This window comes from Desulfosediminicola ganghwensis, from assembly GCF_005116675.2.
Taxonomy (GTDB): domain Bacteria; phylum Desulfobacterota; class Desulfobulbia; order Desulfobulbales; family Desulfocapsaceae; genus Desulfopila; species Desulfopila ganghwensis.
The window spans coordinates 3,803,075-3,825,785 of the sequence record NZ_CP050699.1; the positions used below are offsets into that span (position 1 = coordinate 3,803,075).

Consider the following 22,711-nt stretch of genomic DNA (forward strand, 5'->3'; position numbering starts at 1 on the left):
ATACCTGTTATTTACATTCTCTATTCGATCAGTCGTTTTTAAAAGGAAAGAACAGTTTGACGCATGTACCCTCCCCTTCACCACTGCTCATGGTGATAGTGCCACCGTGCTCCTCAACAATTTTTGCAGAAAGCGCGAGTCCGAGTCCGGTCCCATCACTTTTTGTTGTGAAATAGGGATCAAAGACTTTTGACAGGTTTTCTTCAGCTACCCCGATACCACTATCTTCTATTTCACAACCGACCCCGGCGGCCTCAGTCGCCATGGTAATCGTCAACTCACCACCATCGGGCATAGCCTGGATCGCGTTCAGAAGCAGATTTAAAAATACCTGATTGATTTTGTCTTCATCCAGCTTGATCAAATCACCAGATTCGGGCAAGTCGGTGGTAAGCTTTATGGACATTGCTTCCGCATCAACAGCCACCAGGCTAATAGCCTTGTTAAGAACATCTGATAACCTGACTGCAGTGAACTGTAATTGACCAGGTCGTGCGTAGTCGAGTAGTTCACCAATGCTGCGATTCAACCGTTCGACTTCCTGCACCAGAATGTCTGCGGTCTCCTTGCCCCTCTCATCTTCAGGTACTTTCCCCTTCAATAACAGCGCAAGACCTTTGATAGAACTCAACGGGTTTCGGAGTTCGTGGGCAACGCCTGCCGCCATCTTGCCAAGGGCTGCGAGCCGCTCAGTTCGACGCAACTCACCTTCCAGCTTCCGCAACTCACTGATATCCTGCAGGAGCAACACATCACCGGAAAATTCACCCTGGGAATCAGCAACTGTAAGCGCGGTTAGAAGAAGAGCTCTCTTTTGCCCATCTGCAAATTGGATTTCCCGCTCAGCTGCTCTCGCCCCAAGGTGTGAATCTTCGCCAGAGTGTTCAAGAAAATTCTGGTAAAGTTCCTCTGGCAGAACCTGCTCAATTTTTCTATTCAACAAGCTCTCTGCTTTGATGCCGGAGATACGCTCTGCAGCCTCATTAACAATCTGCACATCACCGTCCGAATTTGTGGCAATCAGGCCTATCGGCAATGATCCTACGAGCATATCATTAAAAGCCCGAACTCTTTGCAGTCTGTTTTGAGTCCCCCTGAATCCTTGCAGGGTAAGCAGTGAAAGCCAACCACCAACACCGACAAGCAACAGCACAACCGAAAGAATGACGATCTGCCAAAGCTGGCGGGCAACAGCGTTATCAAAAGCTTCCAAATCGAGCTCAACGACTATGGCAAATCCCTTATTCACCGCACCGGGCAACGCCGGAGTGCTACCAGCGTCATTCCCGCCTCTATGCATATGGGCCGGCATACGCATGTTTTGTGGGTTCCCTGGAAAAGCTCCCCGTAATCTCGGAGTGAATACCCTGGCAATTTGGAATCCCTGCTTGGAACCTTCACGGTGCATACGAAAAACATAGTCGCCGCCTATGCTTTTCTGCACAAATTCCTCTAGATCCGTGTCATATTTGCGACCAACACGTTTGGAATCCGTTGCGGCCAATACTACACCACTGGAGTCGAGCAGCTCGACAAAATGAATGTCACTCTGCTCCTGAAGTTGGTTGATTACCTCCTGGACATGATCCACCCAATCAACTGCTGATTGGGTGGACATATCCCTCCTGCCCTGCCAGCCTGCACGCATTGAAACGCGCACACCGGTATCGAGAAAACGTATAACCGACAAACCCTTCTGCACCAGGGCTTCGGTCATGAGCTCTTTTTCGCGATTATAATTAGACACCGCGAAAGCACCGATAATAAAGGTCAGCAAGGTACAGGCAGCAGCCAGTATCCAGGGGCTGACGCTGGCAAGATGTCTTTTCATCATCAAAAACTCCGACTACTCATCTGAATAGTTCAATATTTTCTGCAGAATAACTTTTGAAATCATATAGGTCGGTACTACTCCTTCATCCCCCATAGGGCCTGAAGCAAGAGTCTGCCCACTAACAAGTGGGTTATCTGACGCATAGTAGGCATACCTGGTTTTCATGTCACCGGTAATATGCCCTTGAATTATCGCAGCACTTATTGCCCTTTGATAATGCCCGCCCTCCATCTCAAGACCTATGGCTTTCCAGCTTGAGGCATGAAACCGTTCAAGGACATCACGGTTCTGCAGGGAGGTACCGAGGACAGTCACCATTGGCCCCGAAAATACACTTACCCCATTTTCAAAATCACCTATCTCCAGGTCGTTGTTCACTATGTAATTGTGCGGGGTACCTTCCATAACATGAGCGGTCGCCAACATTATGTCGCCCTTTTTTCCCGGCAGAATTCCGGCTTTCCCCATAATAGAGATAGACTCAACATTAAAAGTGATCATCTGGTCATCAAGGTGGCACGGACAAAGCAACTCATCCATAACCTCGAAAGCCTGGGTACCAAAAGCGTAGTCCATCACCACCACCACAGGCTTTTGTTCCTTAATCAGGTGCACATTCACCTTAAGGCATGGATGCATTGCAGATTCATCAATAAGCGAGGTATCTATTATGTGTACGTCGATGTTAGAACCAGAATGATCTTCATGGACATAGAAACCATGATTTTCAGCATAACTCTCGACCTCTTCCTCCCGGTCTCTCAGCAGCTTTACCGTCTGATACAAATCAGAGGGCAATTCCTTGCCTTCTTCCTTCAGCGCACCAGGACCATAAACCACGTTTCGTATTGAATGCATATTGGCGCTGATCACGTGCAAGGGCCTGTCCTTAAAACCAAGCTCAAACAGACGCTCTTTCAATGATTGTGCCCAGATAGTGGCATATTTATGCTGACCGATAACCTCTCGCAAAGACGGGGTGAAATATACTGAAAGTTCGCTATTCTGATGATTCTCTTCGTCAATTACCCTCTTCCCGATGGTGTATATAATTTTAAAGAGGCCGTTATTGCTTTGATATCTATCTTTATTGCGATTCAGATACTCATAGGTATCCCGTGTTTCTTTATAAGTTCGGCCTAGAATAATAGAGAGATTCCAGATTGCCTGGTCAAGTTCACCACCTGTCATTTTTCGGTTTTCGAGCACAATCTTCTCAAGCTCTTTCCATTCCGAAGTAGTGCCTTCGAGTCGGTTGCATGCCTGGTGGTATATCTTATGCGCTTCGATATTTAAGAATGTAATGTGAGTCAGGATGTCATATATTTCACTCAACCCCCTGGTTATGACAAAGCACATCTCAGTGTCAGAAACTGCATAGGATACTCGCCTTCTCTTTAATGGCACTATCCTGGTAAAAGCTGTATCGTGAAAATCTTCCTGGGCAGTTAAGATGAGCTTCGTACATTGCTCAATCCCACAGGGCATACGATCAATTACATATTCAAGCCCCTTCAGTTCAACAATTCGTGGATCCGTCATCGAGCCATAAATTTCCGGGCTCAACATTTTCAAGGCTTCGGCCAGCTTTTCTCCAGCTTTACCTGATGGGGTATATGAGCCTTGAAGAATCAGTGAATCTGCAATGGTTTTAAAGGTACGAATTGCGGTACGTGCTATATGTGATTTTGAAGGTTCCTGCATTGGCATCACCTGTTTACTAAGCGAGTTGACCTATTCAGCGGCTGCCATTCCAATAATGGAACTTAAAGAATAGTTCCCACGGCAACCTCCTTAATTCTTTCTGGAATTGATCATACCAGTTCAGTTACTATTTTCTGAACTATTTTTCCTGGAAAAGGAGTGCATTGGGCGCAAAAAAAACAGGAAACGAACGAGACAGAACACGGGTTGCCAACGATACAACCTGAAACACGCTTGCAATCGCAGTCTATGGGAAGAGAAGCGGTGATGATGAAAAGATGAGCCGAGACAGAACCGGGGGCTGAACCTGTCGCAGCCCCCACCACCCATCTAGAGAAATCGCTGAAGAGCTTCAATCAGTTCTTGCCTGCCCTGGCCCGTTTTTGAAGAAAAAAGAACTCGTTGGGAAGGAGTAATGCCGTGACCCGCATCAAGCATTTTGGCATTTTTGACCCGGTCATTGCCAGATACCTTATCAATTTTGGTGTATACAGGCAAAAATGGAATGTTTTTCTGGCTGAGCCAGGTGAGTAACTGGGTATCCTGCTGCTTCGGAGCATGACGGATATCCAGGATGACAACCACGCAATGTAATGTCTTGCGAGTTTCCAGATAGCGGGTAATCAATCCTTGCCAGGCATTCTGCATGTCTTTTGAGACTCTGGCAAAACCATAACCAGGGAGATCGACCAGATGGTACTGGTTATCGACCAGAAAGTAGTTCAAACCCTGCGTTTTTCCGGGTCGCCCACTCACCTTGACCATCGATTTACGGCCAATAAGCGTATTCATCAGGCTGGACTTGCCAACATTAGAACGCCCTGCAAATGCTATCTCCGGCAATTCTTCAGGGGGCAGCTGTTTGTCACTATGGACACTCAGTAAAAATTTAATGTCATGAAAAGTCATTTTTTCCCCTTATAAAAAATAAGAACCTGTACCGTTATCAGGATGTTCTATTATACGGCCAGGTTCATATTTTGAGCAAATTTACAGGATAAATCAAGCTGGTCGACATATCGGCAACCAGAGTAACCAGATTCTACTGAACCGGGTTACACCAGTCATTATTTTTCCTGCTTAGATTACTTTGTTGAGCGGATATTCAATAATACCCTCTGCGCCCTTTTTAATGAGCGCTGGAATCAAGTCGCGAACAACATCCTCGCTCACCACGGTCTCCACAGAAAACCAATCAGTATTATAGAGATTTGCAATGGTTGGCGCATTAAGGCTCGGCAGGATTTTGACGATCTCCTCAAGCTTCTCTTGGGCCACATTCATCTTCACACCCACAATACGATCAGCGTTAAGCGCTCCCTGCAGGAGAGTGAAAATGTTTTCGATTTTCTCGCGCTTCCAGGTATCATTCCAGGCTTCCTTGTTGGCAATGAACTGAGTGTTTGACTCCATCAACTCATAGATGATGCGCAGGCCGTGGGCACGAATAGTGCTCTCGGTCTCGGTCACCTCGACAACTGCGTCAACAAGGCCGGAAACGACTTTTGCTTCAGTAGCACCCCAACTGAACTCGATCTCTACGTTGATTCCCTTCTCTTCAAAAAAGCGGCGGGTAACATTGACCAGCTCAGTGGAAACTTTCTTGCCTTCCAGGTCCTCGAGGCTTTTAATGTCGGAATCACCGGCAACCGCGATTACCCAGCGGGTCGGTTTTCTGCTCACTTTGGAGTATACGAGGTCACCAACCAATACATACTCGGACTCATTCTCCATGGTCCAATCCTTACCGGTGATACCTGCGTCAAGCATACCGCTTTCAACATAGCGCGACATTTCCTGCGGGCGGCAGATAGAACACGCTACCTCGTCGTCATCAATTTTCGGAAAATAGTTTCTGGCTGCCGGCTTGATCAACCAGCCAGCTTTCTCAAAAAGTTCAATGGTCGCATTCTCGAGACTGCCTTTAGGAAGTCCCAGCTTTAACTGTGTCATCTTGTACGATCTCCAATTTCTACAGAAGTTAGGTTGTCTTCTGTTTATTTCTTGCCGTATACCGCTTCAGGGTCAAAAACTTTTTCCCCTTCTACTACCAAAGTATCTCCGTCGACTTTTCTGTGAAAGCATGATCGGTGACCAGTATGGCAAGCCGCCCCCCCAAGCTGTTCAACGAGAAAAATCACGGTATCTTCATCGCAGTCAACCAGAATATCATGGATAACCTGCACATGGCCGGATGATTCGCCTTTGAGCCAAAGTTTATTTCTGGAGCGGCTCCAGTAATGAGCCTTGCCGGTCTCCAGTGTTTTCTGCCAGGAAAGCTCGTTGATGTATGCGAGCATCAAAACCTCCCGGGTCTCATGATCCTGCACAATGGCTGGCAACAGACCATCTGCAGATTTTTCAAAGTTCAACATAACGTTCTCATCCTTTTGAAAATCAATCTGACTTTACAGACAGGGGCAGCGGACAAACAGTTCTCTACAAGAACCTGTTTAGAGCCTCTTTTTGAGTATAAGGCGATGGGCGGAAACTCCGCTTTTAGAACAGGCGATGCAATATAACCTGTCAGGATCAGGAAATCTGTCACATTACGTGGCTACAATCTCTTTGTCAAGCAATAGAAGATGTTTTTTGTAACCCAACTATAAATATTGCAAAACATACCCTCAAGCTGATAATATAAGCGGTTCGTTACTAAAGTTAACAAATCGACCTTTAGAAAACAAAACACACTACATGTCAACTGTTTAAGTTGCATTAAGGAGTTAGCAGAGAAATGAAAATTGATACAAATGATATCGTCACCCTGGCATTTATCGGAAAACTCGAAAACGGTACTGAGTTTATGAAAGTCAGTGAAGATAAACCCATACAAGTTACCATAGGTAACAGCGAACTGCCTCCAACGGTTGAAAATGCCCTGGTGGGACTCGAAGTTGGCCAGTCTCGCACTGTACGGGTTACCTCGGAAGAAGGTTTTGGACCACGGATGAAAAACCTGTTACAAACGATCAACAACAAAGAATTCATCCAGCGCATCAACCCGAAACCAGGCATGGTAATCTCGTTAAAAGTTGATCGGGATGGAGAGGAACATCAGGTTCCAGCTACTGTGATGGAAGTCAATGAAGGTTCTGTAGTTGTTGACTACAATCACCCACTTGCAGGCCACAACCTGACCTATGAGGTTTCGATCCTCAACATCCAGAAACCTGCCTGATCACAAACACCACAATTGAAATAGAAAGGCCCATACTTTCTGAAGTGCGGGCCTTTCTATTCTACAGCGCAACAAATCTCATAAATTACCGGTCACATAGGCTGGGCATCCGGCTCTTCAATCGTCTGCTGTGGATCTCGTAAGGTTGCGGTCCTAATCGGCGACAGTTTCTTTGGAGTAGGGGCTTTAACCGTGGTTTTCACCATTGGAACTTCCTCCTCGCTTCTCACCGTGACAAGTTCTCCGGCCCCCGTAACCTGATTCACAGCCCCCTCTGCTGCGTTCTCCGCAATAGCCTCTTTATTGGTATCAGGCCTCTGCTCATCAAGCAAGGCACCTACGACATAAGCCCCATCCAATGACCTCGCGCCTAACATAGCTCCTCGGAGGTCTGCTTTCGCCAGGTCTGCGCCAACCATGACTGCCCCCTCAAGCAAAGTATCTCGTAAATCTGCACCAGCAAGATTCACCAAATACATTTTGGCATTACGTAAATCTGCACCTTGCAATTCAGCCCCCCTGAGATCCAGTTTGTTCAAATTCAGGCCGCTGAGGTTGCAATCAGGACAGCTATTTGTCTTTTCCAGCCTCAGCAAGTTAGTATTTTTAACAACCGCATCCTCTTGATTGTTTGCACTGACACTATCGACACAAACGGCCATGGTACAGGCGACACCAACGAAGATACAACAGAATACCCCTGTCAACCTGGTCATAGTCCCTCACTTATGATTATATTTCTTTTTAAGGGTAAAGGCCCTTTTCTCATTTCTAGTTACACCTGAAACTCAGCTTCACCAGGTAATCCGTGAGGAGCTGGAGTTAACAGCATAAAGCTTAAGAAGTATTCCGAACAGCTCGACACAGAATATTGATTCCGGGAGGGAGCACTTGCCAATCTGCCACGCCTCAGTCCGCTCCCCTCACCTTTTCACGCTGAAGATAAGCAGGGATTAGATTCTCTTTAGTCTGTTTTCGTTCTTTCAGACAAGGTGGAGTTTTGCTTGAAAACGCATCACCATGATCGCCCCTTTTTTTCTATTTTGACCTTGTTTACTGTGCCATTTCAAACAACATCTTTCAAGAAAAGAGACGTTCACTACCACAAACACGCATTTCATTACAACCACTCAAGTCATCAAAGTAAAAATATCCGACGTAAGCAGTCGCACACAACCAGATCTGCAATCAGGCTACCCTCTTGTTCTTCGCCACTCCCAGGGAGGGGTCGGCTCCTTGTCGCGCCAGAGCCCTTTTCTTTTCGCTCTGGCTTGCCGTTCCAGGCGATTCCATTCCCTACAGACTGATTCTCTGCAATAATAATCGTATACCCATGCAGCGCCCTGCCGAACCAGTTCCCTATTAACGCAGACAGAATCACTATAGGCAATCGCCAAAATCCTGTTATAGCTATCCCGTCCCTTTACCTCAATCGTGATGTCATTTGCCAGCAAATTCGTAGTTCTTTTTTTAGCTGTTCCGGCATGCGGCTGATCATATTCAGGACAATCAATCCCCCACAAACGTATTTCCTTTCTACCACCTGCCGTCCGAACCACAATTGAGTCGCCATCTATTACTTTTATAACTTCACCTTGCAATATTTCTGATGCAAATAGACATGAGGAAGCCGGTAGAAAAAAACCGATTACAATAATAAGAGTCTGGAATATTGCTTTCATAAATACGTACCCTTCCACCGTCTCAAAATTTATTCTGAACTATTTGCTTACCTCAAGGAGGATAAACCCCTTGTTCCTATATCAGGCAACAGCAAAAAACATTGGAACCGAGATCGCATCCAGAGCAGCCCTGTTTTCTCAATATAGCAAAATCTCTATTGTTATTTGCCCTTTTAATGTGATATTGTTGCATTAGTTCAGGGTGTCAAAATCAGTCACAGAGGAAAATACATATCATATTTACCTCAACTTGTCAGTTATGATCAACGAGCATTTTCCCGTCGTAACACCCCTAAAGTGACCATTAAACGTCAACTTGAAAATACTTATACATGTCTGCGCTTATACTTTCAGAATCTGAAGAGGACACTCGAAATTTCCTACTCAGCCTCCCAATATTTGACAGTCTGGATGTCGATGAATTAACTATCCTGGCTCAACATATGAGTTATGTCCATCTTAAAAGAGGTGAATATCTTTTCTTAGAAGGTGATAAAGGCAGCTTTATGGGTTTTGTCGTACAAGGACTTCTTGAGGTAGTAAAGAAATCCGAAACCGGCCAGAGTGTTGTCATTGCCAGGCTGGCCAAAGGAAACTCCATTGGTGAAATGGGCCTCATAGATAAGTCACCGCGCTCGGCAACTGTTATCGCCAGACAACCCACTTTAATGGTGACGCTCACCGACAAAGGGTTTGATATGCTCACTGATCGCTCACCAATACTGGCTGTAAAGGTAATCCAGAAAATAGCCAGGCTCTTGAGCCTTTACATGCGGCGCACCTCCAGCCGACTTGCTGACTTAATGCAACCAATGGTGTAAAAGAGATCGACAGCCCCTTTTTCGATCAATCCGATGTAACTTTGCAATAATTACTCTCTATACTTATCGGCGCTCTGACCGCCATCGATCATTCGTATCTTGTAGCGCAGATCCAGTCTGAATTTTCTGCTACTGTTGAGGTCAGGGAAAGCTCTTGATTAATACTCGAGGCGCTGAGAAGTTACCGCTATCAACGCCTCCTACTAGACTGTTCAGATCCGATAAGCAGCATAGACTTCCTGAAAGAAATAAGGTCAGACTTCCCCCCCCAGCTTATAATTCTGCAACGTATCCCAGCCACCCGGAGGTAACTGGAGCGTAAGCGTCTCACCATCCCCATCTTTTTCCCACCAAAAAACGTGATTAAATATGCCACCAATTCAAAGGAGGCATGCCACGTCAACATAATCCATGGGCAAACCCGCAGAAGTAAAAGCTGCGTTCTGGCAAAAGTACATTTAGAGCTTCAACGGTAGCGCATTGAGTCAGGCGAAGTATTGCGGAAACCCCATTCCCTTGCCTTATACAACATTCTACTAGTGGGTAAGGAAGCTCAAGAAGGATGATGGGCAGCAGGAACAGGCACGTTTTACCCCTCCTTTGACCGTGCAGTCTGCCCAGTTGCGAAAACACAGCCAAACACCTGCCGGATTGACGATCCATGTAGGTCAAAATGAATTTCGAGCAGAAATTGCTGAAGATTTCTCAGTTGTTGCTCTCAAGAAAATTTTGTCGGTTATACAGCATTTATGATTTTCAAACCAGATGAGAGCTGAGTGTATACGGCCCTTGATGCAACTGACATGCGGAAATCGATCGACGGATTGTCTATTCTTGTGGAAGATCCTTTTGGCCTGGATCTGTTCCCAGAGAGTTTGTTCGCTTTCTGTAACAGGAGACGAGAGCTGGTGAAAATCCTTTACTGGAATGATAACGACTTTTTCATTTGGATGAAGGGGCTGGGGGAGGATATCTTTCGATGACCTAACTCCGAAGAGGAGGTTATGGAGGTGAGAACTCTCATTGAGTAACTCCAGGGTTCTCACCTCGCGGAGCTAGAGAAACTAAGAATCGGCATGAGGCGGAAATGCGTTTGCTTCAGCATCAGGTTCGCAACAAGCTTGAGCGGTAGGATTGGCTATGGCTTCCTTCAGATCCTTCATTGGCTTTCCTTCAACGGTTTATTTCTCATCGGGCAGATCCGGACAGTTTATTCAGACACCCTTGCCTTTGCCTAAACATTCCAGGCTTTCAGAGGTTATGAGCTGTTGCTCTGGCCTATGACCAGCTAAAAGATTCTGCGCCCAAGATCATTGCGAACGCAAGAGGGAATCTGGCCTTAAAATTACTCTCACATGCCAAAGCAAGCGGAGTCCAGATCCACCATAATCTAAACCTCGTCGAACTTCTCTCCAAACTCCCCAGCGGAGAAGAAATACCCCCTGACCTCTGTCAGGCTAATGCCGAAATTCTTGCCTTTGTCTATCAGGTGAGCGAAAGGTTAAAGGATAAATAAACAGCCCTGGCCATTGTTCTTAATTACAGCACGCTTGAGCTCTTTGAGCTATCGTCACCACGTCTCACCCTCCCCCTGGTAATTGCCTGTTTTCAAATGTGCTATAGCATTTCCTGTGATACTATCTGTATTACAAGAGTTGAAAACAGCTTCCATATACCTGTACCGAAAACAGTGCAGGATCTCTATTCCACCTTTCTTCCCGGAGGTTGATAATGGGCGAGACTACCAACAAACTTTTTTCTCCATTCTCACTGAATTCCTTCACCATCAGAAATAGAATCGGTGTTGCTCCCATGACCAGAATGTCTGGAGACAATCGCTCCATCCCTCGGCAAGATGTGCTGGATTTTCTCGTACGTCGTGCCGTAAACGGAGCCGGCATTGTCTACACCGAAGCAATTGTCACCGATTACGAAAGCGCTCAGGGCTACCCGGGCCAGGCACGGATCACCAATCGGGAGCAGATAGATGTCTGGAAAAGCGTAGCAGACAAGATACGGGATGCAGGAGCTATCTCGATAATGCAGATATTTCATTGCGGCCGAATAGCCTGGCCGGATGTCAATCCGGCTTGCAGGATCATAGCGCCGAGCGCCATTACCCCAAAGACAGAGAACCCGCTGACAAATGCGCCATACCCGCTCCCCGAAGAGATGAGCGAGTTTGAGATCGAGCACGTTATTCAGGGTTTTCAGGAGACGGCGAGAGGAGCTATGGCGGCTGGATTCGATGGCGTTGAGATACACGGTGCCCACGGTTATCTCATTAGCCAGTTCCTCTCGAATTATTCCAACAAACGCACTGATAAATATGGTGGCAGCCTGGAGAATCGCTTCAGGTTTGCCCATGAAATTATTCAATCAGTCAGAAAGGTCATACCCACCACTAAAATTCTCTCTTTCAGGTTATCTAACTGGGGCATAGTTGACATGGATGTGTCACTTTTTCAGAACAGTGGAGAATGGCTTGACCTTATCTCAATGCTATCGGAGCAATCTATTGATGCCCTCTCTATATCGACATATGATTTTAAGGAAAATGCATTTGAAACAAACGCCACCATGGCAGAACTCACAAAAAAAGCGTCCAATCTTCCCCTTTTGATCTGCGGCAAGGTGTTTGACCGAGCCACGGCTGAAACAGCACTGCAGCATGCTGATGTGGCGCTCTTTGCCAAGTCGATGCTGCTCAATCCAAACCTGGTTGAAGACCTTCGTTCGAATGCACAATTACCCTGTTACAGCTCGGAACAGGCAAACGTAGCCTACACTGAAGCAATCCTGCCATGATCCTGAAAAAATGCTATTTTTCCCTATGATATTGACAACTCATCGACATATCGAATAAATAGGCGAAATTTTTAATGACTCCAAAGAAAAGTGGTATCACGACAACAAATCATTCATGTTTTTTGGGATGTTAATGATATGTTTTAAGTAGAAAAGAGATATTTATTCCCGGCCCCGGCCGGAAAAAGATTTATTCTGGCTTGGATCATTGTTATTGGCCAGAACGTATCAGACACAGCAGTTTATAGCATCGAACGACCTGGAATCCCAGCGAAGAGGGTGCCATAATGACAACCGTCTCAAATCACTCTGTAACTCTCCTGTTCCTGGCAACTCTGCTCTTTATGTTTCTCATGGCAGGGGTTGTCGTCCTCTGGTATGCCGCCAGGATGAATCTGAATGAAGGGCTCTGTTTGATCCGCACCAGCCTCAATGTCCTGAACAATCAGGATGGAGGTGTCCCCAGTCGCTGTAGACGTGAATTCAAACGTGTCGATATCGATGGATTGAGAGCTGACATTTCCGACGGTCTTGCCTCGTATAGCGGTCTGGTAACCAATATCTCTGCCCACGGACTATGCCTGCAAGATATACCCGACAGGTTGTCAAGTTCACGTTCACTGCTTTCAGTGGTCGTCAGAGGTCAGGTCGAGAATTACAGGATAGTTGCCAGACCACGCTGGGTGGTGATTCAGGAAAATAAAGGAAAAACTCTTGGGGTTGAGATAGCAAGCTCCCCTACCAGCTGGAACGAATTCGTTTTTTCCCACTGATCTCTCCCCCAGGGATAGTGAAACAAAAAAAGGGTTACAGCCTTATTGACTGTAACCCTTTTATCGTACTGGCGGGGCCGACGAGACTCGAACTCGCGACCTCCGGCGTGACAGGCCGGCATTCTAACCAACTGAACTACGACCCCAGTAATGACGCTTGACGCTCTGTCAAATTTTTGGTGGGCGGAACAGGGCTTGAACCTGTGACCCTCGGCTTGTAAGGCCGATGCTCTCCCAACTGAGCTACCCGCCCCGCGTCAGCGTGAGAGACTATTTACCAACTTCCCCCTGACCAGTCAAGCAAATAAAAAACAAATGTTTAGCAATTGATAATAATATATGACACACCTGCTTTTATCAGGAAAAAGCTATGAACAAGGGCAACAAAAAAAGGGTTACAGTCTTATTGACTGTAACCCTTTTATCGTACTGGCGGGGCCGACGAGACTCGAACTCGCGACCTCCGGCGTGACAGGCCGGCATTCTAACCAACTGAACTACGACCCCAGTAATGACGCTTGACGCTCTGTCAAATTTTTGGTGGGCGGAACAGGGCTTGAACCTGTGACCCTCGGCTTGTAAGGCCGATGCTCTCCCAACTGAGCTACCCGCCCCGCGTCAGCGTGAGAGACTATTTACCAACTTCCCCCTGGCCCGTCAAGCAAATAAAAAACAAATGTTTAGCAATTGATAATAATATATGACACACCTGCTTTTATCAGGAAAAAGCTATGAACAAGGGCAACAAAAAAAGGGTTACAGTCTTATTGACTGTAACCCTTTTATCGTACTGGCGGGGCCGACGAGACTCGAACTCGCGACCTCCGGCGTGACAGGCCGGCATTCTAACCAACTGAACTACGACCCCAGTAATGACGCTTGACGCTCTGTCAAATTTTTGGTGGGCGGAACAGGGCTTGAACCTGTGACCCTCGGCTTGTAAGGCCGATGCTCTCCCAACTGAGCTACCCGCCCCGCGTCAGCGTGAGGGACTATTTACCAACTTCCCCCTAACCCGTCAAGCAAATAAAGTGCGATTTAATTTAAATCCCACAATTAATTATAGCCGCCGTGAATACAATGTAAAGGCAGACAAAACATGAATCGCTTTAACTCATCCCTATCCCATTGTGGTACCGATAAATACTCATAATATCAAAGGGCATGCTCTGTTCGAACCAGATCGAAAAACACAAAAAATAAAGCCCCTGCCGGGTAAACTGCTACCTTTACCCCTGATTACATTCTGACAACTTACTCAATTAATTAGAGACCGGAATGATTTTGACAGGACTGCCTATTATTTGAATGTGACGAGAAGAATAAAAGACAAGAAACAAAAAAAGGGTTACAGCCATAGTGACTGTAACCCTTGAATTGTACTGGCGGGGCCGACGAGACTCGAACTCGCGACCTCCGGCGTGACAGGCCGGCATTCTAACCAACTGAACTACGACCCCAGTAGTGACGCTTGACGCACGGTGAAAATCTTGGTGGGCGGAACAGGGCTTGAACCTGTGACCCTCGGCTTGTAAGGCCGATGCTCTCCCAACTGAGCTACCCGCCCTGCGTTAGCATGAGGGAGTATTTACCAATTTCCCCCTAACGCGTCAAGCAAAAAAGGTTCTAATGTGCTGAATTATGTTCCAATGCTTCGCCATTACTCGCTAACTCATTTGAAGTAAGCGTCTTTAGAACAGTCTCCCCTTCTTTCAATACAATTGCATGTTCCAGTACCTCATCCATATGTTCCACGAGCGTAATGTTGAGGCTTTTACGGATTTTTGTCGGTACATCAGCGAGATCACGCTCATTATCCTTCGGAATCAGAACATGAGTGATATTACCCCGTTTGGCAGCAAGTAATTTTTCGGTCAAACCGCCGATGGGTAAAATTCGACCTCGCAGGGTAATTTCCCCGGTCATTGCAAGTTCATGCCGCACAGGTGCCCTGAGTAATGCAGAGACCAAGGTAGTGGCAATGGTAATACCGGCAGACGGTCCATCTTTGGGAATTGCACCCTCCGGTACATGAACGTGTATATCGAGCTTCTGGTAGAAGTTTGATTCAAGCCCAAGCAGATCGGCACGTGAGCGGACGTAGGAAAGTGCTGCCTGTGCTGATTCCTGCATTACATCGCCAAGCTTACCGGTAATGGTCAACTTGCCGGAACCAGGCATCAGGGTAGCCTCGATGGTGAGCAACTCACCGCCGACTTCAGTCCAGGCAAGGCCGGTGGTAAGGCCAATTTCATCCTGCTCTTCAGCCAGGCCATATCTGTATTTAGGAGTTCCCAGGAACTTTACAGCTGACTGGGCACTGACCCGATACTTCTTGTCCTTTTCGTTCTTCTTCAGTCGATCACGGGCTATTTTTCTGCATAGTGAAGCGATGTTTCGCTCAAGATTACGTACACCGGCCTCCCTTGTATATCGCCTGATGACTTCGAGAATTGCCCCATCCGTCATCATGATATCGCCTATGGCAAAGCCATTTGCCTCAAGCTGTTTGGGAACCAGGTACCCTTCTGCAATCTTCAGCTTCTCCTGCTCGGTATAGCCGCGAATCTGGATGATCTCCATCCTGTCTTGAAGTGGAACCGGAATACCGTGCAGGTTATTAGCGGTAGTTATAAAAAATACTTCAGACAGGTCATAATCAATATCGAGATAATGATCGTTAAAGGCAGTGTTCTGCTCTGGATCAAGTACTTCAAGCAGCGCAGAAGATGGATCGCCACGGAAGTCCATGGACATTTTATCCACCTCATCGAGACAAAATACCGGGTTGGCAACATTCGCTTTCTGCATAGACTGAATAATCTTACCCGGCATAGCACCGATGTAGGTACGCCTGTGGCCGCGAATCTCTGCCTCATCCCTTACACCACCGAGTGACAGACGGGCAAATTTTCTGCCCATTGCCCTGGCAATCGAACGGCTGATTGAGGTCTTACCGACACCTGGAGGACCGACCAGACAAAGAATAGGACCCTTGATCTTTTTTACCTGGGTCTGGACAGCCAGGTACTCAAGAATTCGCTCCTTGGTCTTCTCCAGTCCGTAATGATCTTCGTCGAGAATCCGCTCGGCTTTGGCAATATCGAGCTGAGATTTGGATTTCTTCTGCCAGGGGAGGTTCACAATGCAATCGATGTAATTGCGGACAACTGTTGTCTCGGCAGACATCGGCGGCATATTTTTGAGTTTTTTCAGCTCCTTGAGCGCCTTATCCCGGGCAACCTGCGGCATCTTCTTTTTGCCTATCTGCTCCTCAAGCTCACCCATCTCATCCAGGCCATCTTCATTCTGGCCCATCTCGGTCTGGATCTCACGAACCTTCTCGCTCAGGTAATAATTTCGCTGGGTTTTGCCCATACGCATCTTTACCTTGGCGTTTATAGTCTTTTCCAGCTCGGCGAGCTCGATCTCCCGGTGAATTACCTCAAGAACCTTCTCTATTCTGGTAATTAAATCATCACATTCGAGAATCTCCTGCTTCTCATTTGCCTTTAACGGTAAATGCGAGGAAATGATATCCAGCATCTTCACCGGATCCTCGATAGTACTGACTGATTTCACCACCTCTTTGGCGATTTTCTTATTGGTAGAGGCAAACTCTTCGAAAAATTTACGAAGCTCTCGCTCATAGGCAATGAGTTCGCCTGTCTTTTCAATCTGGTCAGCCAGTTCCTGCACTTCAGCCTGCAGGAAATTCTCATTGGGAACATAAGAGATAACTTTAGCTCTCTTTTTCCCCTCGACCAGTGCCTTAATGGTACCGTCAGGTAAGCGCAGCAACTGCATAACTGAGGCGAGCGTACCATACTCGTAAATGCCGTCCTCTTCAGGATCATCTACGGCGGAGTCTTTCTGGGTAACAAGCAGAATTTCAGTACGCTTTTCCATCGCATCCTCTAAAGCGAGGATCGATTTTTTTCGTCCCACTACCAGTGGCGCTACCATGTGCGGAAAGATAACAATATCCCGCAGCGGCATAAGCGGATAGAGCTTAGTCACTTGTTCTCCTTTATGTCATAGCCGCGCCCGGCAAATGATGCCGGGCGTAAAATCAGGCTGTTTTCAACGAATCTTCGGGTGCATTCTGATACAGAACAACAGGATACTCACCATCAACGATTACCTGCTCAGAAATTACACATTCCTGAACGTTTTCTTTAGATGGCAAGTCGTACATAACATCCAGCATAGCCTCTTCCATTACAGAACGCAAACCACGTGCCCCTGATTTACGTTCGAGAGCCTTGCGCGCAATCGCCAGCAACGCCCCTTCTGTAAATCTCAGCTGAATACCTTCGAACTCGAAAAGCTTCTGGTATTGTTTGGTGAGAGCGTTCTTCGGCTCACGGAGGATACGCACCAGATCTTCTTCATGAAGTTCTTTCATGGTGGCAATAACAGGCAGACGCCCTACCAGCTCAGGAATAAGACCGAACTTTAGCAGATCCTCCGGCTGAACTGACGCCAGCAATTCGCCCAGGTCCTTCTTGTTCTCAGACATGACCTTGGCACCGAAGCCGATCGACTTTCTGCCTTCACGACGCTTCACTACCATATCGAGGCCAACAAACGCACCACCAACAATAAAGAGGATATTGGTGGTATCAATTTTCACCAACTCCTGCTGAGGGTGCTTGCGACCACCTTTGGGCGGAATCGAAGCAACGGTGCCCTCGATGATCTTCAGCAGTGCCTGTTGCACGCCCTCACCGGAAACGTCACGGGTAAGCGATGGACTGTCGGACTTCCTGGCAATCTTATCGATCTCATCGATATAAATGATCCCCCGCTCTGCCCGCTCGATATCGTAATCTGCAGACTGTAACAGGTTCACAAGGATATTTTCCACATCATCCCCAACATACCCGGCCTCTGTCAAAGTAGTGGCATCGGCCATGCAGAAAGGAACGTTAAGAATCTTGGCGAGAGTCTGGGCTACCAGGGTCTTGCCGGACCCGGTCGGGCCAATCAGGATGATGTTGGATTTTTGAAGTTCGACGGAATCGTCAGTTACTGGAGCGTCAATGCGCTTATAGTGGTTGTGCACAGCGACGGAGAGCACTTTCTTGGCGTAATCCTGTCCTATCACATAATCATTGAGATAGTCATGAATTTCCTTGGGCTTCAGCGAAGCGGCCATGGCTTCCTCACCAGGCTCCTCACCTCCATCACCCTCTTCATTGACGATCTCATTGCACAGTTCAATGCACTCATCACAGATGTAGACATCCGGACCAGCTATAAGCTTTTCAACTTCTTCCTGGCTTTTTCCGCAAAACGAGCAGTTACATTCAGGCTCGTTATTGTCAATATCGGCCATATTATTCTTCCTTATCTAAAACATCACGATTTACGATAACTTTATCAATTATACCATACTCCCTAGCTTCCACGGCACTCATAAAGTTATCCCGCTCTGTATCGAGAGAAATTTTCTCGACATCATGTCCGGTATGGTGGGCAAGAATCTTATTCAAATCTTCACGCATCCGGAGAATTTCCCTGGCGTGAATATCAATATCAGTAGCCTGCCCCTGAAAACCACCCATCGGCTGGTGAATCATAATGCGTGAATTGGGAAGCGAGTAACGCTTGCCAGCAGCACCGGCAGCAAGTAGCAAGGCACCCATCGAGGCCGCCTGGCCAAGACAGAGGGTTGCGATGTCACATTTAACATATTGCATGGTGTCATAAATCGCCATGCCTGAAGTTACGGAACCACCGGGAGAATTGATATAAAAAGTTACATCTTTCTCGGGATCCTCAGCCTCCAAGAACAGTAGCTGAGCAATAATAACATTGGCCACGTCGTCATTGACTGCTGAACCAAGAAAGACGATGCGTTCTTTCAGCAGACGGGAGTAGATGTCATATGCTCGTTCTCCTCGAGGACTCTGCTCAACTACCATAGGGACTAGATTCATATCGTCACACTCCTAAAATGGGACGACTGCAACGGGCACACGCCGGTTGCAGTCGTCTATGATTATTTATAAGATCCGACGGTGATACTTATAAGTTCACTATGCAGATCAAATATATATCCATTCCCGACATAATGCCAGGAGGCTGTTAACATTCTTTAGCTTATTCAGCCTTTTCCTCGCCCTCTGATTCAGCTGGAACTGGCTTTTCTGCAACCATTTCTGCGTTGTCGCGGAGGAAATGAAGAATCTTTTCGTTCAGCAGTTCATTCATGAATGGGAGAAGATCGTCACGGCTCTGGAAAAATTCCTTAACCTTTGCAACCGGCATGTTGTACTGATCACCGATACGCTGGAAACCGCGCTCGAGATCTTCATCTTCAACTTTGATAGACTCGGTCTCACCAATTTTCTTGAGAATGAAATCGCCACGAACACGCTTGGTGGCAACCTCTGAATTCTGCTCAGCCAGTTTCTCCTTGGAGAGACCTGCTGCCTCAAGACTTACCCCAGCCTGCTCAAGCTGCTGCTCAGTCTGCTTGATCATCTGCTCAATCTCGAAAGCAACCAATCTGTTCGGTACCTCGAAGTCATGGCTTTCGAGCAGTTTTTGCATGATTCTGTCGGTTACTACACCATCGTTTGCTTCTTCACGCTCTTTAATTTTGCGCTCGCTGATTGAAGCCTTCAGTGCATCCAGTGTCTCAAAGTTCTCGCTTACATCTTTAGCGAACTCATCGTTGAGCTCTGCGAGGACACGTTCTTTCACATCTTTAACGTTGATCTTGAACTCAACGGTCTTGCCTTTGAGAACCGGGTTTGGATGAGACTCGGGGAAATCCACCTCGTGGGTCGCCTCTTCACCCTTCTTCATGCCGATTAGCTTGGCCTCGAATTCTTCTCCCATCCGGCCTGAACCGACATCGACAGAGTAGTCTTCGTTTTTAACCTGCTTCATGGCTTCGCCGTCATGGTAGCCCTGGAAGTCTACCACAACAACATCACCTTTTTCGATCGCACGATCTTCAACAGAACGCAGAACAGCCATCTCTTTCTGCAGAGATTCGAGTTCAAGCTGCACTTCTTCATCTGTTACGAGAGCTTCAGGCTTCTCAATCTCGAGACCTTTGTACTCACCAAGCTCAAACTCAGGGCGGACATCGACGTTGGCGGAATAGGTGAAAGAACCGTCTTCGTTGTAATTTACACTGGTGATCTCAGGATGGGTAACAGCGTCGACATTCTCTTTTTCAATCACATCGAAGTAGGTTTCCTGAACAAGCTTTTCGCCAATCTCACCTTCAACCTGTGGTTTGTAATTCTTGATGACGATGGAGCGAGGTACCTTGCCGCGTCTGAAACCCTTCATCTTGGAATCTTTTTTCAGCTTGTCATACTCCGCGTTCAGTCTCGGCTGAACGTCGCTCTCCGGGATAGTTACTGTTACTTTTTTGGTCAGAGTACCGACACTTTCAATGTTTACTTCCATCTGAGTTTTCCTTTTTTTGAGTTCCCTATAGTCCATCAGCCACAGCATGCGTACGCGCCCGATCATTTCACCGGAGTTGAACTACGCCGCACGTTGATTCTATGACTGTCTGGATTTTTGTTGTGCCGGGGTGAAATGTAGAACGTTCATCGTGTCAGATCAGTGGTGCGAGAGGGGGGAGTCGAACCCCCACACCGTAAGGCGCCAGATCCTAAGTCTGGTGCGTCTACCAATTCCGCCACCCTCGCAAGTCCTGATCGTACTCCAACAATTTCGGCACGAACATATATTTCTAACCACTTTCCCCCAAACAATAAATCTCCTGAAGAGATAAGAGGAAATTAATTAACTTTAACCAAGTTCTTGTAATTCACATCACAGCCCCAGTCAAGACTCTAAAGCAGTCTTAACGAGCCCAAGTGCGAAAAAGATGCTATAAATACCATTTCGTGCGATCAGTTTCCAGAGTTTTTTCAAGTTGAGGTAACGATTACATGTTTGAATAGGCGATTTTCACACAGTGTGTTTGATTTATTTGTAAAAACGCTTAACATTGGCATAAGTCAGTTCTTCAGGACATTTCATTAGATCATCACCATAATATTATAGAGGTGCTTATGTTGCGCAAAACTTCCCTACTGGCCTGTACCGCCCTTCTCCTTTCCCTGCCACTCACAGCAAACGCTATTCAGAACACCGGAAAAAGCAACAAGCTTGAGTGGAAAGTGGTTGAGAATGTTCAGTTAGCAGGTAAACCGCTTGATTTCGCCCAGTCACTTGACGGAAAGCTAACGTACGTGCTGGATGATAAACATAATGTGGTGATTTACGACTACAAAGGCGATGAGCTAGGTACCATCCCGGCCGGAGAGGGAGTGACAGGCATTGACATTTCCGCAACCGGCGACTGGCTCTACCTTGTGGACACCTCCGCCAACACATTCACCAGAGTGAGCTTAAACTTTGTTCAGGAAATTGACATTACAGATTCCCCGTTTAAGGGTAATGCCGATGCGCCAGTTACCATGGTCATCTTCACAGACTTTGAATGCCCATACTGCAAGAAGCTCGAACCTGTATTGAACAAAGTTTTTGAGGCCAACAAAGACAATATTAAGCTTGTTTTTAAGAACATGCCACTCAGCTTCCACAAAATGGCTGAGCCAGCACACCGCGCTGTTATGGCGGCTGATCTGCAGGGTAAATTCTGGGAGTTTCACGACAAACTGTTTGCCGCACCGAAACTCTCTAATCAGCTCATTACCGATATCGCCGGTGGCCTTGGTCTCGACATGGAGAAGTTCGAAAAAGATATGAACTCTGGCCAGGTTCGCCAGAAAATTCAAAAAGACCTCAGTGACGCCAAACGTGCCGAGGTAACAGGAACACCAACCGTATTTATCAATGGACGTAGAGTTTCCGACAGATCGGTGCAGGCTTTCCAGAACATGATCAACGAAGAGCTTGTCGCCAAATAGCAAGCTTACATAAACAGTAACTTGATGAGTAAACAACAATTTAGCCAGGTTCTGGAGTTTGACGACAATCAGATAGCCATGAACCTCTTTGGAGATCTCAACAGGAATCTCCATATCATTGAGAACAGTTCCGGCGTGAAAATCAGCGCCCGTGGCAATAACCTGAACATCAGTGGCTTCCAGCACGATGTGGAAATAGCATCGGAACTGCTTTCTCAGCTCTATGAACTGATAGGCAAAGGGTATCCTGTCTACAGCTCAGATTTCGCTTTCGGTCTGCGTATTCTGGAATCCACTCCGAAGGCCAGGCTCGATAAGATATTTTTAGACAAGGTGTATGTCACCACCCAGAATCGGGTGATTTCTCCTAAAACAAAAAACCAAAAGATCTACATAGATGCCATTCGGGATAATGACATTGTCTTCGGCATTGGCCCCGCCGGTACCGGGAAGACCTACCTGGCTGTAGCCATGGCTGCCTCAGCTCTCGTCACCGGCCAGGTACGCTCGATCATTCTCACCAGACCGGCAGTGGAAGCTGGTGAAAAGCTAGGATTTCTGCCTGGCGACCTGGCACAGAAAGTCAACCCGTATCTGCGTCCGCTTCATGACGCGCTCAACGATATGGTCGGTGCAGAAAAGTGCCAGGACCTCGTTGAGCGAGGTGTTATCGAGATAGCACCTCTGGCTTTCATGCGCGGCCGAACCCTAAGTAATGCTTTTATTATTCTAGATGAAGCCCAGAACACGACCCGTGAACAGATGAAAATGTTTCTTACCAGGGTAGGTTTTGATTCCTGCGCTGTTATTACCGGTGACATTACCCAGGTTGACCTGCCGGTCAAACAGCACTCTGGCCTGGTGGAAGCGAAAAAACTTCTCAAAAACATTGAAGGGATCAGGTTTTGCACTTTCTCTAAGGCCGACGTGGTCCGTCACCCGCTGGTGCAGAAAATAATTCAAGCCTACGAAACGGATGAAGATTGATTTATCTTT

The 22,711-nt window shown here is 46.9% G+C and carries 19 protein-coding genes and 9 tRNA genes; 8 read left to right on the top strand and 20 right to left on the bottom strand.

Annotation, left to right across the window (positions count from 1 at the left end):
• Positions 1-28: 28 nt before the first annotated feature.
• The 5 genes from FCL45_RS16185 to hisI all read right to left on the bottom strand — a co-directional run bounded on the left by FCL45_RS16185 (position 29) and on the right by hisI (position 5,940).
• On the bottom strand, positions 29-1,834 hold the full coding sequence (locus tag FCL45_RS16185; protein WP_136799858.1) for a two-component system sensor histidine kinase NtrB: 1,806 nt from the start codon (positions 1,832-1,834) through the stop codon (positions 29-31).
• Between the two features lie 12 nt (positions 1,835-1,846).
• Entirely contained in the window at positions 1,847-3,538 is a 1,692-nt protein-coding gene (locus tag FCL45_RS16190; RefSeq protein WP_136799857.1) for a DUF6909 family protein, read from the bottom strand.
• A gap of 330 nt (positions 3,539-3,868) precedes the next feature.
• A complete protein-coding gene (gene yihA / locus FCL45_RS16195) occupies positions 3,869-4,447 on the bottom strand; it encodes a ribosome biogenesis GTP-binding protein YihA/YsxC (RefSeq protein ID WP_136799856.1) in 579 nt (192 codons plus the stop codon).
• A 171-nt stretch (positions 4,448-4,618) separates the two neighbouring features.
• Positions 4,619-5,491 carry an ATP phosphoribosyltransferase gene (gene hisG, locus FCL45_RS16200; protein WP_136799855.1) on the bottom strand — a complete coding sequence of 291 codons (873 nt, stop codon included), beginning with the start codon at positions 5,489-5,491 and terminating at the stop codon, positions 4,619-4,621.
• A 44-nt stretch (positions 5,492-5,535) separates the two neighbouring features.
• Positions 5,536-5,940: a phosphoribosyl-AMP cyclohydrolase gene (gene hisI, locus FCL45_RS16205; RefSeq protein WP_267314025.1), complete on the bottom strand. Its 405-nt coding sequence runs from the start codon at positions 5,938-5,940 to the stop codon at positions 5,536-5,538.
• 335 nt (positions 5,941-6,275) lie between these two features.
• Here hisI and FCL45_RS16210 point away from each other — a divergent pair, with 335 nt between their 5' ends.
• On the top strand, positions 6,276-6,719 hold the full coding sequence (locus tag FCL45_RS16210) for an FKBP-type peptidyl-prolyl cis-trans isomerase (RefSeq protein ID WP_136799853.1): 444 nt from the start codon (positions 6,276-6,278) through the stop codon (positions 6,717-6,719).
• A gap of 92 nt (positions 6,720-6,811) precedes the next feature.
• On the opposite strand, the gene FCL45_RS16215 is transcribed toward FCL45_RS16210, so the two are convergent.
• Together FCL45_RS16215 and FCL45_RS16220 are read right to left on the bottom strand one after the other, a co-directional pair.
• Entirely contained in the window at positions 6,812-7,435 is a 624-nt protein-coding gene (locus tag FCL45_RS16215) for a pentapeptide repeat-containing protein (RefSeq protein WP_136799852.1), read from the bottom strand.
• Between the two features lie 477 nt (positions 7,436-7,912).
• Positions 7,913-8,401 carry a thermonuclease family protein gene (locus tag FCL45_RS16220; protein WP_136799851.1) on the bottom strand — a complete coding sequence of 163 codons (489 nt, stop codon included), beginning with the start codon at positions 8,399-8,401 and terminating at the stop codon, positions 7,913-7,915.
• Between the two features lie 332 nt (positions 8,402-8,733).
• Between FCL45_RS16220 and FCL45_RS16225 the strand changes: the two genes are divergently transcribed.
• The 5 genes from FCL45_RS16225 to FCL45_RS16245 all read left to right on the top strand — a co-directional run bounded on the left by FCL45_RS16225 (position 8,734) and on the right by FCL45_RS16245 (position 12,803).
• Complete coding sequence (locus FCL45_RS16225) at positions 8,734-9,222, top strand: cyclic nucleotide-binding domain-containing protein (RefSeq protein WP_136799850.1); 489 nt, start codon at positions 8,734-8,736, stop codon at positions 9,220-9,222.
• Between the two features lie 776 nt (positions 9,223-9,998).
• Positions 9,999-10,205, top strand: coding sequence for an IS66 family insertion sequence element accessory protein TnpB (tnpB, locus tag FCL45_RS25340; protein WP_136799849.1), 207 nt, complete (start codon positions 9,999-10,001; stop codon positions 10,203-10,205).
• Positions 10,206-10,495: 290 nt separating this feature from the next.
• On the top strand, positions 10,496-10,738 hold the full coding sequence (locus FCL45_RS16235; RefSeq protein ID WP_136799868.1) for an EscU/YscU/HrcU family type III secretion system export apparatus switch protein: 243 nt from the start codon (positions 10,496-10,498) through the stop codon (positions 10,736-10,738).
• A gap of 215 nt (positions 10,739-10,953) precedes the next feature.
• The gene (locus FCL45_RS16240; RefSeq protein ID WP_136799848.1) at positions 10,954-12,030 is read left to right on the top strand and encodes an oxidoreductase; all 1,077 of its coding nucleotides are present in this window, start codon (positions 10,954-10,956) and stop codon (positions 12,028-12,030) included.
• A 287-nt stretch (positions 12,031-12,317) separates the two neighbouring features.
• Positions 12,318-12,803 carry a hypothetical protein gene (locus FCL45_RS16245; RefSeq protein WP_136799847.1) on the top strand — a complete coding sequence of 162 codons (486 nt, stop codon included), beginning with the start codon at positions 12,318-12,320 and terminating at the stop codon, positions 12,801-12,803.
• 69 nt (positions 12,804-12,872) lie between these two features.
• Here FCL45_RS16245 and FCL45_RS16250 read toward each other — a convergent pair.
• From FCL45_RS16250 to FCL45_RS16310, 13 genes are all read right to left on the bottom strand, one after another.
• A tRNA-Asp gene (locus tag FCL45_RS16250) sits at positions 12,873-12,949 on the bottom strand.
• Between the two features lie 31 nt (positions 12,950-12,980).
• A tRNA-Val gene (locus tag FCL45_RS16255) sits at positions 12,981-13,056 on the bottom strand.
• Between the two features lie 177 nt (positions 13,057-13,233).
• Positions 13,234-13,310, bottom strand: a tRNA-Asp gene (locus tag FCL45_RS16260).
• Between the two features lie 31 nt (positions 13,311-13,341).
• Positions 13,342-13,417: transfer RNA gene (locus FCL45_RS16265), tRNA-Val, on the bottom strand.
• Positions 13,418-13,594: 177 nt separating this feature from the next.
• Positions 13,595-13,671 (bottom strand) — tRNA-Asp (locus FCL45_RS16270).
• Positions 13,672-13,702: 31 nt separating this feature from the next.
• Positions 13,703-13,778: transfer RNA gene (locus FCL45_RS16275), tRNA-Val, on the bottom strand.
• 408 nt (positions 13,779-14,186) lie between these two features.
• Positions 14,187-14,263: transfer RNA gene (locus FCL45_RS16280), tRNA-Asp, on the bottom strand.
• 31 nt (positions 14,264-14,294) lie between these two features.
• Positions 14,295-14,370 (bottom strand) — tRNA-Val (locus tag FCL45_RS16285).
• Between the two features lie 59 nt (positions 14,371-14,429).
• A complete protein-coding gene (gene lon / locus FCL45_RS16290; protein ID WP_136799705.1) occupies positions 14,430-16,802 on the bottom strand; it encodes an endopeptidase La in 2,373 nt (790 codons plus the stop codon).
• A 73-nt stretch (positions 16,803-16,875) separates the two neighbouring features.
• Positions 16,876-18,144: an ATP-dependent Clp protease ATP-binding subunit ClpX gene (clpX, locus tag FCL45_RS16295; protein ID WP_136799703.1), complete on the bottom strand. Its 1,269-nt coding sequence runs from the start codon at positions 18,142-18,144 to the stop codon at positions 16,876-16,878.
• Between the two features lies 1 nt (position 18,145).
• Positions 18,146-18,748 carry an ATP-dependent Clp endopeptidase proteolytic subunit ClpP gene (gene clpP / locus FCL45_RS16300; RefSeq protein ID WP_136799702.1) on the bottom strand — a complete coding sequence of 201 codons (603 nt, stop codon included), beginning with the start codon at positions 18,746-18,748 and terminating at the stop codon, positions 18,146-18,148.
• 163 nt (positions 18,749-18,911) lie between these two features.
• Positions 18,912-20,237: a trigger factor gene (gene tig / locus FCL45_RS16305; RefSeq protein WP_136799701.1), complete on the bottom strand. Its 1,326-nt coding sequence runs from the start codon at positions 20,235-20,237 to the stop codon at positions 18,912-18,914.
• 163 nt (positions 20,238-20,400) lie between these two features.
• Positions 20,401-20,485 (bottom strand) — tRNA-Leu (locus tag FCL45_RS16310).
• 369 nt (positions 20,486-20,854) lie between these two features.
• On the opposite strand from FCL45_RS16310, the gene FCL45_RS16315 reads away from it, so the two are divergent.
• Together FCL45_RS16315 and FCL45_RS16320 are read left to right on the top strand one after the other, a co-directional pair.
• Positions 20,855-21,715, top strand: a complete 861-nt coding sequence (locus tag FCL45_RS16315) for a thioredoxin domain-containing protein (protein WP_136799700.1) — start codon at positions 20,855-20,857, stop codon at positions 21,713-21,715.
• Between the two features lie 24 nt (positions 21,716-21,739).
• Complete coding sequence (locus FCL45_RS16320; RefSeq protein ID WP_136799699.1) at positions 21,740-22,702, top strand: PhoH family protein; 963 nt, start codon at positions 21,740-21,742, stop codon at positions 22,700-22,702.
• Positions 22,703-22,711 lie beyond the last annotated feature (9 nt).

Excerpts from the sequence above, each read along its gene's own strand:
- FCL45_RS16190 (WP_136799857.1), bottom strand. The coding sequence starts at position 3,538 with ATGCAGGAACCTTCAAAATCACATATAGCACGTACCGCAATTCGTACC.
- FCL45_RS16315 (WP_136799700.1), top strand. The coding sequence starts at position 20,855 with ATGTTGCGCAAAACTTCCCTACTGGCCTGTACCGCCCTTCTCCTTTCC.
- FCL45_RS16320 (WP_136799699.1), top strand. The coding sequence starts at position 21,740 with ATGAGTAAACAACAATTTAGCCAGGTTCTGGAGTTTGACGACAATCAG.
- FCL45_RS16240 (WP_136799848.1), top strand. The coding sequence starts at position 10,954 with ATGGGCGAGACTACCAACAAACTTTTTTCTCCATTCTCACTGAATTCC.
- yihA (WP_136799856.1), bottom strand. The coding sequence starts at position 4,447 with ATGACTTTTCATGACATTAAATTTTTACTGAGTGTCCATAGTGACAAA.
- FCL45_RS16210 (WP_136799853.1), top strand. The coding sequence starts at position 6,276 with ATGAAAATTGATACAAATGATATCGTCACCCTGGCATTTATCGGAAAA.
- hisG (WP_136799855.1), bottom strand. The coding sequence starts at position 5,491 with ATGACACAGTTAAAGCTGGGACTTCCTAAAGGCAGTCTCGAGAATGCG.
- FCL45_RS16185 (WP_136799858.1), bottom strand. The coding sequence starts at position 1,834 with ATGATGAAAAGACATCTTGCCAGCGTCAGCCCCTGGATACTGGCTGCT.
- FCL45_RS16215 (WP_136799852.1), bottom strand. The coding sequence starts at position 7,435 with ATGACCAGGTTGACAGGGGTATTCTGTTGTATCTTCGTTGGTGTCGCC.
- tig (WP_136799701.1), bottom strand. The coding sequence starts at position 20,237 with ATGGAAGTAAACATTGAAAGTGTCGGTACTCTGACCAAAAAAGTAACA.
- FCL45_RS16225 (WP_136799850.1), top strand. The coding sequence starts at position 8,734 with ATGTCTGCGCTTATACTTTCAGAATCTGAAGAGGACACTCGAAATTTC.
- FCL45_RS16245 (WP_136799847.1), top strand. The coding sequence starts at position 12,318 with ATGACAACCGTCTCAAATCACTCTGTAACTCTCCTGTTCCTGGCAACT.
- clpP (WP_136799702.1), bottom strand. The coding sequence starts at position 18,748 with ATGAATCTAGTCCCTATGGTAGTTGAGCAGAGTCCTCGAGGAGAACGA.
- FCL45_RS16220 (WP_136799851.1), bottom strand. The coding sequence starts at position 8,401 with ATGAAAGCAATATTCCAGACTCTTATTATTGTAATCGGTTTTTTTCTA.
- clpX (WP_136799703.1), bottom strand. The coding sequence starts at position 18,144 with ATGGCCGATATTGACAATAACGAGCCTGAATGTAACTGCTCGTTTTGC.
- lon (WP_136799705.1), bottom strand. The coding sequence starts at position 16,802 with ATGCCGCTGCGGGATATTGTTATCTTTCCGCACATGGTAGCGCCACTG.